Raw genomic sequence first — 10263 nt, 5'->3', positions numbered from 1 at the left:
GCCACCAACCAACCGCCGTCCAGCCAGGCGCACACCTTCCGCCCGAGGGCCCCACCAACAAGCACCAAGCATGTAGCCGCTCCCACCCTGGGCAAGTCGGGACCAAGAGCCCCAACACGCGAAACATCACCCCTACTTGAGGAAACCCCCAGCAAGAAGGGCGTCGTAAAGCTGCTGTGCGCCAGCATCGACCGCCTCAAACCAGGTGGTCGACGCCCCCTCGTCGGTGTTATCACTGACCTGTTTGAGCAGGGTTACGGGAAGTTCGAAGCTGTCGGCGACTGCAGCCACCGCAGCACTTTCCATATCGCAGAGGTGGGCGCGCTGCGCTAAGCGAGCACGGGTGGCGGAGTCGCTGATAAAGGCATCACCAGTGGCCAGGTGCGCCACAGGAAGCCGCCCTGACACCGGCAGGCCCCGCATGTTGGGAAATGGCCGACCGATCATTTGCGAGATGAGCTCGCTGGAAAAATCATGCTGAAATACCCGCTCGACCTCAAACACGCCGCTGATGCCATCGCGAAGCCTGCCTACCCTGCTAACTGCAGGAACCCTTACCCAGCGGGGAAAGTGGGCAACACATGCTCGATGAGTTCATCAAGTACTTCATCTACTGGTCTGCTCCCACGTTTGAGCCCCAGGATCACGTGATCAACACCCATCCGTTCCAACTCCTGCAGAATCAGCACCAGACTTTTAGCACCCACCCGCCAACCAAACTTGATGGGGCCAGCTTCCGCCTCAAGATCCTCATGCAGATCCAGGGACATCGACATGGCGAAGGGTTTGTCATTACCCTCTGCACGCCAGTCAGCGATGTACCTGCGTTGGATATCCAGAGGACGCTGATAAGTCACGTGGGCATCGGCGTGTTCACGATGCCAAGCCATGGATTGCAGGCAGGACCCCACGGTGAGCAGTGGCGGGCGGAGGGCCAGAGGTTTAGGAACCACATCCCCTCCCCACATACGCCCACCTGACCACCGGATGCCCTTGTTCTGGGTGGTCCAGGCCTTCTGCATCACATCAAGGTATTCCCGGAATACCTCATCGCGTTGGCCTTCTTGGATGCCGAAGGCGGGGTACTCACTCGAGCGGTCGCCTGTGGCCACACCGAAGAGGAATCGGCCACGGCTTAAATGATCAATGCTGGCCGCCTGCTTGGCCAGATGCAGCGGATGTCGCAGTGGGGCCACCATGGCGGCAGTGCCCAAGGCAATAGAGCTGGTCTGTGCTGCCAGGTATCCGAGGTAACTGATTGGATCCCAGACCTGCCCTACATCCCCGAAGCCAGGATCCCGGAGTGGAATATCACGTAACCAGACTGCCGCAAACCCCGCTGCTTCCACCCGTTGCACAAGAGAAATCTGACGATTGATATCTACATCGGGTTCCTCCTCCTTCCCGGAATTCAGTGGAAGGGACAGGCCCAAGGTCAAACGCCCACCGGGAAACACCCGGCTAAAGCCTGGAAGTGTTTCGGTGGGCATGGAAGAAAGTGACAGCGGCATGGCTCCCATGATCTCAGGTTCTACTCTTGACCGCCTCAGAAATCGGAGAGCTCCCGGGCTCAGTTCCCCCAGCAGTCTCACTTGTAGCTTCGCCAGCGGCTTCCTCTGCCAGTGCCTGGGCGAGATTCCTGCGGTAGCGGCGCACACCCAGCAGTGTGAGTGCGATACCGAAGGTAACCAACACTGCCTGGATGATCCAATCCCCATCGAAGCTCACACCGACGGTCTCCAGCACCTTGGGGAAGTTCAGGGCCACGATGGCGGTTCCTACAACACCACCCAGCACGGTGGCATTAACGCGGCTGATCAGCCACGCGGCAATCGGTGCGGCGATGGAACCACCAATGAGTAGAGCAGCTACAGCGGCGAGGTTATCCACCAGGTCAGACCAGAGCCCGATGATAAAGCCCAGGGTCGCTGCCAGGGAGACCAGGAATTCTGCGGTGTTGACAGTGCCGACGATCTTGCGGGGTTCAGTACGTCCCACCGACAGCAATGTGGAGGTGGTCACCGGGCCCCAACCGCCGCCACCGGAGGCGTCGATAAAGCCGCCCACGATGCCCAGGCCCCCGAGGAAGCCTCTGGAGTGTGGCCGGTTGCTGAAGGTTCTGCGCACCTTGCCCTTGCTGAAGCGCCAGACCAGGTTCATGCCGATCAGTGCCAAGATCGTGGCGGTTACCGGGGCAGCTGCTTCCATGGAGAGATTGGAGAGGAAGGTCGCGCCGGCGAAGGCACCGACCGCACCCGGCACTCCGAGGCGGAACACCACCTTCCAGTCCACATTGCCAAATTTCCAGTGGCTGATACCGGAGACCAGGGTGGTTCCCACTTCAGCGGTGTGCACCACGGCGGAGGCCTGGGCGGGGCCAAGACCTGCGAGCAGGATGAGGATGGTGGTGGAGGTGACGCCGAATCCCATGCCGAGGCCACCATCCACCAGCTGAGCGGCCACGCCTGCGAGCGCGATGAAGATTAGTGTCTGCATATGCGTTTCCTTAGGCGTGTGTTTTAGAGGTGTTTTTTAAGCATGTTCTTCAGGCATGTGCTGCAGTGAGCAGCTCACTGAGGGCTGCCCGGTAGCGGGCGGCAACCAATGGTGCGAGAGCAGTTTTCAGCGGTGTGGAGTAGGTGATGCGGGCACCGGTGGCTACGGCAATATGGTCAACCTGATCAATGACACGATCCAGCAGCAGGCCATCAGTGACAAAGAGCGGCAAAATGTGGACGTCTTCATACCCGCAGGCAGCTTCGATCACTGCTGCCCCACCGAAACCCACCCCGGGGCCACTGGTGGCATAGGCAACATCCACGGTATGTCCGGAAAGAAGGGACAGTTCCCAGGCGAGGTTCTCTGCAGCCACGTTGGCGGCCGCATCGGAACTGCCCACTGTGTAGAGGATGAGGTGGGCACCTGCTGGAAGGGAATGGGGCAGGGTATTGATGAGCACCCGGGCCACATCCACCCCGGTGCCCAGATGGGGTCCCACCAGCAGCTGAACCCCGTGACGATCCTGGGCTTCACGCACGGCTTCCGGCACGTCAATTTTGTTATGGAAGGCGTTGGTGAACAGCAGTGGGACCAGAGCAGCCCTGGTCACACCCTGCGCCGCGAGCTGGGCGACTGCGCTGTCAAGCGAGGGATCAGCCAACTCGAGGTGTGCCTCCACGGCCTCGGTGCCCAGCATTCGCCCGGTCGCCGCAGTCAGTGCGGTGATTCCGGAGGCAGCTGATGGTTTACGCGATCCGTGGGACAGGGTGATCAGGGGGATGCTCATGGCAGGTTTCTCCTCGTGGTCCTAGATATCCCAGGTGTCGCGCAGGCGGTGGCCAACGAGGCCGGCGGCCAGGGTGTCACCTGAGCTCTGGTCGATGAGCAGGAAGGATCCGATGGCACCTCGTGCGGCATAATCTTCCACCGGCAGTTCGGAGGCAACGTCGATGCGGACATGGGCGATGTCATTGAGGCCATAGGATTCTGGTGCCTCATTGTCATTGCGTCCATCAATGTCCAGCACACGCTCAACAGCGGCGATGCGGCCACGCTCCAGGGAGGTGCCATAGCGGACCTTGACGGCTGCACCGGGGCGCAGGTCACGATCAGTCAGCCCCACCACGGTGGCGTTGAAGCTGCGTACTGCCTCGGGCCGGTCCTCACCGGCGATGAGTTCACCACGGATCAGGTCGATCTCATGTGCCAGTCGCAGGACCACGGCATCGCCGACGGCTGCGGACTGCTGTGGGCCATCTGCAGAATCAATGTGGGTGACCTCGGTGGTGCGGCCCTCAGGCAGGTAGACGGTGTCACCGACCGCGATGGAACCAGCGGAAATGGTGCCGGCGTAGCCACGGTAGTCAGAGGAGTGTTCGCGGATGACGGTCTGGATCGGGAAGCGGAAGCCCAGGTCATTGGCGCGGCCCTGGGAGACCTCGATGGTTTCCAGGATCTCCAGGACGGTGGGGCCCTTGTACCAGTCCATGTTGGTGGAACGCTCAGCAACGTTATCGCCGCGCAGTGCGGAAATCGGGACCACGCGGGCATCGGAGACTCGCAGGGCGTTGGCCAGTTCGGTGAAGTCCTTCTCGATCTCCTGGAAGACTTCCTGGGAGTAATCCACCAGGTCGATCTTGTTCACTGCCAGGATCACGGTCTTCACACCGAGCAGTGCTGCCACGGAGAGGTGGCGGCGGGTCTGCTCAACAACGCCGTGGCGGGAATCCACCAGGAGGACAACAACCTGGGAGGTGGACACACCGGTGACGGTGTTGCGGGTGTACTGCACGTGGCCCGGGGTGTCCGCCAGGATGAAGGTGCGCTTGTCGGTGGCGAAATAACGGTAGGCAACATCGATGGTGATGCCCTGTTCACGCTCGGCACGCAGGCCGTCAACCAGCAGGGAGAGGTCCAGGCCTTCGAAACCGCGGTCGGCGGAGGTGCGCTCCACCGATGCCAGGGTGTCGGCCAGGACGGACTTGGTGTCATGCAGGAGACGGCCGACGAAGGTGGACTTGCCATCATCGACGGAACCGGCGGTGCACAGGCGCAAGGTTTCACGCTGGGAGATCTTGGCGGCGGCGCCAGCAGCAGCGGCAGCAGCGTTGTCAGCGGTAATTTCTGGGTTAAGTGTTGGGGCAGTCATATCAGAAGTAGCCTTCCTTCTTACGGTCTTCCATGGCGGATTCGCTGAGTCGGTCGTCGGCACGCGTTGCGCCGCGCTCGGTGAGGGTGGAGGTGGAGATTTCTTCAATCACATCGTCGATGGTGCGTGCCTCGGAGAGCACCGCACCGGTGCAGGACATGTCGCCGACGGTGCGGTAACGCACGGTCTTGGTGACGATCTCCTCACCCTTCTTCGGTCCGCCCCATTCGCCGGGGGTCAGCCACATACCGTCGCGTTCGAAGACCTCGCGCTCATGGGAGAAGTAGATGGGTGGCAGTTCGATGTTGCGGGCTCCGATGTACTCCCAGATGTCTGCCTCAGTCCAGTTGGAGATCGGGAAGACGCGGATATTCTCGCCTGGGAGGTGGCCGCCGTTGTAGAGGGTCCACAGTTCCGGGCGCTGGCGGCGGGGATCCCAGCCACCGAAGGAGTCACGCACGGAGAAGACACGTTCCTTAGCGCGTGCTCGTTCCTCATCGCGGCGCGCACCGCCAAGCACTGCGTCATAACCCTGCTCAGCAATGGTTTCCACCAGCGGGACAGTCTGCAGCGGGTTGCGGGTACCGTCGGGGCGTTCAGTCAGATCGCCGCGGTCAATCCAGTCCTGGACCTTGGCCACACGCAGGCGGGCTCCGGTGCGTTCAACCAGGTTGTCGCGGAATTCCAGGACCTCGGGGAAGTTGTGGCCGGTGTCCACGTGCAGGAGCTCGAAGGGAACATTGGCTGGTGCGAATGCGCGGCGTGCGAGTTCGTACACCACCACGGAATCCTTGCCACCGGAGAAGAGCAGGCCGATCTTGTCGAACTGGCCAGCCACCTCGCGCAGGATGTGGATGGATTCGTTCTCGAGGTCTTTGAGGTGTGGGGAGAGTTCAGTCTGGGAAGCAGGGGAGATAACTGTGGTCATGAGTGAAGTCCGCATTCTGTCTTGGCGTTGCCAGCCCAGCGGCCGGCACGGGGGTCCTGTCCTTCTGCGACAGGCAGGGTGCAGGTTTCGCAACCGATGGATGGGTATCCGCGGTGTGTGAGGGGGTGATCAATGAGGTTGTTGTCGGTGATGAAACTGTTGGTTTCCTCCAGCGACCAGGTGATGATCGGTGAGATCTTCAACCGGCCGGTGGCATCGAGTGACAGCGCCGGCGCCTGGGCCCGGGTGGGTCCGTCTGCACGTCGCAGGCCGGTGATCCATCCTGCGTATGGGCTCAATGACACCGCGAGGGGTTCCATCTTGCGCATTCGGCAACAGGCTGTCGGGTTGTTGCGGTACAGGTTCTTCCCGTACACCGAATCTTGGTCCATGCGGCTGAGCAGTGGCAGCGCGGTGACCAGCTCCTGGCTGTAACGGGCATCCACCGCTGCGGCCACCTCCAGGGTTTCCGGGAAGTGGTAGCCGGTGTCCAGGAAGAGGAAATCTGATTCCGGGAGGTGGCGTGAAGCCAGTTCTGCCAGCACGGTGTTTTCCATGCTGAGTGTGACCGCGAGGCGGCCTGGTGCATGTTCAGCGGCCCACTCCAGAATCGTGGGCGCATCTGCGTGGTAGAGCTGCTCAGCGTGCTTGTCCACCAGCTCCCGGTTCTTCTCCGCCACCTCTTCCGACAGGGCCGCGGTGGCACGTGGTCCCGCTGGGGAGACCTCCGGGTCTTTGAGGGAAGCGGTGTTCTTCAGTGCGTTGATCTGTAGGAAACTCATTGTTGTGGGTCACCTCCTCCGGGTAGTTGATGGCCATGTCTGGCCAGGGATTCCTTAAGCGCTTCTGATGTGGATTTTGCTGGTGTCGGCCTGCTGACCGGATCGTCTTGTCCGTGGTATTTCACTTCGAAGACCCTTGTGCAGTCCATGCACAACCAGGCGAATTCCGTCTCCTCGTTGGGGAAGAGAACTTCACCGGCGCAATAGGGGCAGTACAGCGGATGATTGCGGTTGGGGTTGGGCTTGCGGCGCAGACTCAACTCAGATCCTCCTCCGCGGCGCGCTGTACCCACTCGCGGAACTGCTCATCTGTGGTGCGCTGTTCCTTGAACTTGGTGACCACCCGGGTGACGTATTCGCCCACCTCATCAGCGATGACCTTGTGTCCACGCAGCTTGCGTCCGAAGTTGGGATCAAGGTTCATCGATCCACCGAGGTGAACCTGGAAGCCTTCCACGCGGTTGCCATCGGCATCGGTGACGGTCTGTCCCTTGAATCCGATATCGGCAACCTGGGTGCGGGCACAGGAGTTGGGGCAGCCGTTGAGTGCGATCTTCAGTGGAACATCGAGGTCACCGAGGCGTTCTTCGAGTTCATCCACCAGCTCGATGGCGCGTGACTTGGTGGTGGCGTGTGCCAGCTTGCAGAATTCCAGGCCGGTGCAGGAGATGATGCCGCGGCGGAACTCTGAAGGTGTGGAGTACAGTCCGATCTCATCCAGATCACGGGCAACCTCGGTGAGGTTCTCACGCTCAATGTCCAAGAAGAGCAGTTCCTTGTCCGCGGTGGTGCGGATGCGGGAAATGCCGTGCTTCTCAGCGGTATCGGCAATGGCGATGAGCTGCTCACCGGTGGTGTGGCCCACTGTTGGCTTCACACCCAGGTAGAATTTTCCATCCTTCTGCGGGTGGATGCCGATGTGATCACGGTAGCCCGGGTTGGTGGCGATCTCAGGGCCGTCGATGAGTTTGCGGTTCAGGTATTCGGTCTCCAGAACCTCGCGGAACTTCTCCACACCCCACTGCGCAACCAGGAACTTCAGGCGTGCACGGTTGCGCAGACGGCGGAAACCATAATCACGGAAGATGCCAGCCACACCAGCCCAGACATCCGGAACCTCCTCAATCGGGATCCATGCACCGAGTGGCTGTGCCAACATCGGGTTGGTGGACAGCCCACCTCCGACGTAGCACTCAAAACCCACACCATGCTCCGGGTGGACCGAAGGGATGAAGGACACGTCCTGGATCTCATGGGTGACATCCTGGCGGGCATTGCCGGTGATCGCAGACTTGAACTTGCGTGGCAGGTTGGTGAACTCATCGGAATCCAGGTAGCGCTCCTGGATGGCGTGGATGGCTGGGGTGGCGTCGATAAGCTCCTCAGCTGCAACACCGGAGACCGGGGAGCCGAGGATGACGCGGGGAACGTCACCGCAACCAAGCATGGTGGTCAGGCCTACTGACTCCAGCTTCTCCCAGATCGCAGGTACATCCTCAATGCGGATCCAGTGCAGCTGAATATTCTGACGATCGGTGAAGTCAGCGGTGGAACGGGCGTAATCACGGGAGATCTCGCCGACTGCACGCAGACGCTCCGGGGAGGCCAGGCCGCCGTCGAAACGCACGCGCATCATGAAGAACTCATCCTGCAGCTCCGCATCAGAAAGCTGGCCGGTCAGTTCACCACCCAGATCCTGCTTGCGCTGGGTGTAAATGCCCAACCACTTGAAACGAGGGGCGATATCATCTGCCGGGATCGAGGAGAAACCCTTCTTGGAGTAGATATCAATAACCCGCTGCTTCACTTCGAAGGCGGGTTCATCCTGCTTGACCTCCTCAACGTGGTTGAGCGGTGCGGTGCCGTCAATCTTCCACTGTCCCTCAGGCTTCGGCTTACGTGCCGCGCGTGCTGGACGGTCCGGGCTGGCTGGACGCTCAGCAACCTTCTCTTGAGTGGGTGTTGGTGACATTGTGCTCTGTGCTCCTGAAAAATTCTTGACCACCGCAAACTTCCACGGGGTAGCTCTGGCGCTTAGGTGAGGGGCTGGTTTATCTAAGGAAGAAACTTATACGTACCGCTCGGTCTACAACAACCGATAGATTCACTTCCCCCGGTTAATTTAACCTACTTAGTCAAGTTTAAATGCCTTGAGCTGGTTTTATTTGCCTGCCCCAAGTGTGAATAAATCAAATCGATTTCCCGGGCAGGGCCTGGTTGCGTGAATTTAATAGGCGTTTTGCTTTGCATGGCACCATGACACTGCTAGATTCACAGACCAAGCGGTCTAGAAGCTTGTCTATCCCACATAGAACACCGCACCATCCCCCTCAAGAACTCGCCCCTCTCCCCCACGGGCACGAAAGGTTTCAAGCAGATGACTACCCCACTGCGCGTCGCCGTCATCGGTGCTGGCCCTGCCGGCATCTACGCCTCCGATCTCCTCATCCGCAATGAGGAACGCGAAATCTACGTTGACCTCTTCGAGCAGATGCCCGCCCCCTTCGGCCTCATCCGTTATGGCGTGGCACCTGACCACCCACGCATCAAGGGCATCGTGAAGTCCCTGCACAAGGTGCTGGACAAGCCACACCTGCGCCTGCTGGGCAATATCACTGTGGGCAAGGACATCACCGTCGAGGAACTCCGCGAATACTACGACGCCGTGGTCTTCTCCACCGGCGCAGTCCGCGACCGCGAACTGAACATCCCCGGCGTTGATGCCGAAGGTTCCTTCGGTGCCGCAGACTTCGTGGGTTTCTACGATGGCAACCCACGTTTCTCCCGCGACTGGGACCTGTCTGCAGAATCCGTCGCCGTGATCGGCGTGGGCAATGTCGGCCTTGATGTGGCCCGCATCCTGGCCAAGACCGGTGAAGAGCTCAAGGTCACCGAAATCCCAGACAATGTCTACCAGAACCTGGTTAAGAACCAGGCCAAGGAAGTCCACGTCTTCGGACGGCGCGGCCCTGCCCAGGCTAAGTTCACCCCGCAGGAACTGAAAGAACTCGACCACTCCGACACCATCAACGTGGTGGTGGATCCAGAAGACATCGATTACGACGCCGCCTCCGAAGAAGCCCGCCGCGCCTCCAAGTCCCAGGACCTTGTCTGCCAGATCCTCGAGCAATACGCCATCCGCGAGCCCAAGGATGCTCCCCACACCCTTCAGATCCACCTCTTTGAAAACCCCGTGGAGATCCTGGAAAAGGAAGGCCGCGTGGTGGGCCTGCGCACCGAACGCACCGAACTCGATGGCAATGGTGATGTCAACGGCACCGGCAAGTTCACCGAATGGCCGGTTCAGGCTGTCTACCGTGCTGTCGGCTACAAGTCCGACGCCATCGCAGGTGTGCCATTCGACGACAAGAAGAACGTCATCCCCAACGACGGTGGCCATGTGCTCGAAGCACCGGGTGCCGCCCCGGTCCCGGGTCTCTACGCCACCGGCTGGATCAAGCGTGGACCGATCGGTCTAATCGGCAACACCAAGTCCGATGCCAAGGAAACCACGGATATGCTCATCGCCGATGCTGAAGCCGGCCGTCTGGTGGCACCAAAGCATGAAGGCAGCGAGGCCATCGTCGAGCTTCTCGACGAACGCAACATCCCCTACACCACCTGGGAAGGCTGGTACCGTCTGGATGCCGCCGAGCGTGCACTCGGTGAGGAGGAAGGCCGCGAACGCAAGAAGATCGTGGACTGGGAAGAAATGGTCCAGGCCGCCCGCGAAGTTCCAGTAATGATCTAATCGCTGCGGGAGAATTTTTCTGGGTGTTTGCCCTGGCAATGGCATAAACCTTGACTTGTGAGGATCAACTTCCTCAGATGTCAAGGTTTGACGCTATTTCCGCAGTGAAACCTACCTTTTCAACAACAAACCGTGACTTGTGAGGAGAACTCTC

Annotated in this window: 9 protein-coding genes and 1 pseudogene; 1 reads left to right on the top strand and 9 read right to left on the bottom strand. The window is 60.2% G+C overall.

Going from position 1 to position 10263, the window contains the following annotated elements:
- Positions 1-132 precede the first annotated feature (132 nt).
- The 9 genes and pseudogenes from Q0M74_RS10825 to Q0M74_RS10785 all read right to left on the bottom strand — a co-directional run.
- Positions 133-531 (bottom strand): annotated as a pseudogene (locus Q0M74_RS10825) (nucleosidase); the annotation flags it as partial.
- Positions 532-554: 23 nt separating this feature from the next.
- Entirely contained in the window at positions 555-1511 is a 957-nt protein-coding gene (locus tag Q0M74_RS10820; RefSeq protein ID WP_366088218.1) for an LLM class oxidoreductase, read from the bottom strand.
- A gap of 13 nt (positions 1512-1524) precedes the next feature.
- Entirely contained in the window at positions 1525-2496 is a 972-nt protein-coding gene (locus Q0M74_RS10815) for a sulfite exporter TauE/SafE family protein (RefSeq protein WP_293954304.1), read from the bottom strand.
- Positions 2497-2545: 49 nt separating this feature from the next.
- Positions 2546-3286, bottom strand: a complete 741-nt coding sequence (locus tag Q0M74_RS10810; protein WP_293954302.1) for a sirohydrochlorin chelatase — start codon at positions 3284-3286, stop codon at positions 2546-2548.
- Between the two features lie 21 nt (positions 3287-3307).
- Positions 3308-4648: a sulfate adenylyltransferase subunit 1 gene (locus Q0M74_RS10805; RefSeq protein ID WP_293954299.1), complete on the bottom strand. Its 1341-nt coding sequence runs from the start codon at positions 4646-4648 to the stop codon at positions 3308-3310.
- A 1-nt stretch (position 4649) separates the two neighbouring features.
- Positions 4650-5564 carry a sulfate adenylyltransferase subunit CysD gene (gene cysD, locus Q0M74_RS10800; protein WP_293954310.1) on the bottom strand — a complete coding sequence of 305 codons (915 nt, stop codon included), beginning with the start codon at positions 5562-5564 and terminating at the stop codon, positions 4650-4652.
- An 8-nt stretch (positions 5565-5572) separates the two neighbouring features.
- Positions 5573-6358, bottom strand: coding sequence for a phosphoadenylyl-sulfate reductase (locus Q0M74_RS10795; RefSeq protein ID WP_293954297.1), 786 nt, complete (start codon positions 6356-6358; stop codon positions 5573-5575).
- Positions 6355-6618, bottom strand: coding sequence for a hypothetical protein (locus Q0M74_RS10790; RefSeq protein ID WP_293954295.1), 264 nt, complete (start codon positions 6616-6618; stop codon positions 6355-6357). The genes Q0M74_RS10795 and Q0M74_RS10790 overlap by 4 nt, the downstream gene beginning before the upstream one ends.
- Positions 6615-8330 (bottom strand): nitrite/sulfite reductase, encoded by a 1716-nt coding sequence (locus tag Q0M74_RS10785; RefSeq protein ID WP_293954293.1) that lies wholly within the window; start codon positions 8328-8330, stop codon positions 6615-6617. The genes Q0M74_RS10790 and Q0M74_RS10785 overlap by 4 nt, the downstream gene beginning before the upstream one ends.
- A 405-nt stretch (positions 8331-8735) precedes the next feature.
- Here Q0M74_RS10785 and Q0M74_RS10780 point away from each other — a divergent pair, with 405 nt between their 5' ends.
- Positions 8736-10109: an FAD-dependent oxidoreductase gene (locus Q0M74_RS10780; RefSeq protein ID WP_293954291.1), complete on the top strand. Its 1374-nt coding sequence runs from the start codon at positions 8736-8738 to the stop codon at positions 10107-10109.
- Positions 10110-10263: the final 154 nt, after the last annotated feature.

This window comes from uncultured Corynebacterium sp., assembly GCF_945649885.1.
GTDB lineage: Bacteria > Actinomycetota > Actinomycetes > Mycobacteriales > Mycobacteriaceae > Corynebacterium.
The sequence above is the reverse complement of the archived record's forward strand: the minus strand, read 5'-3'. Positions and strand labels throughout refer to the sequence as shown.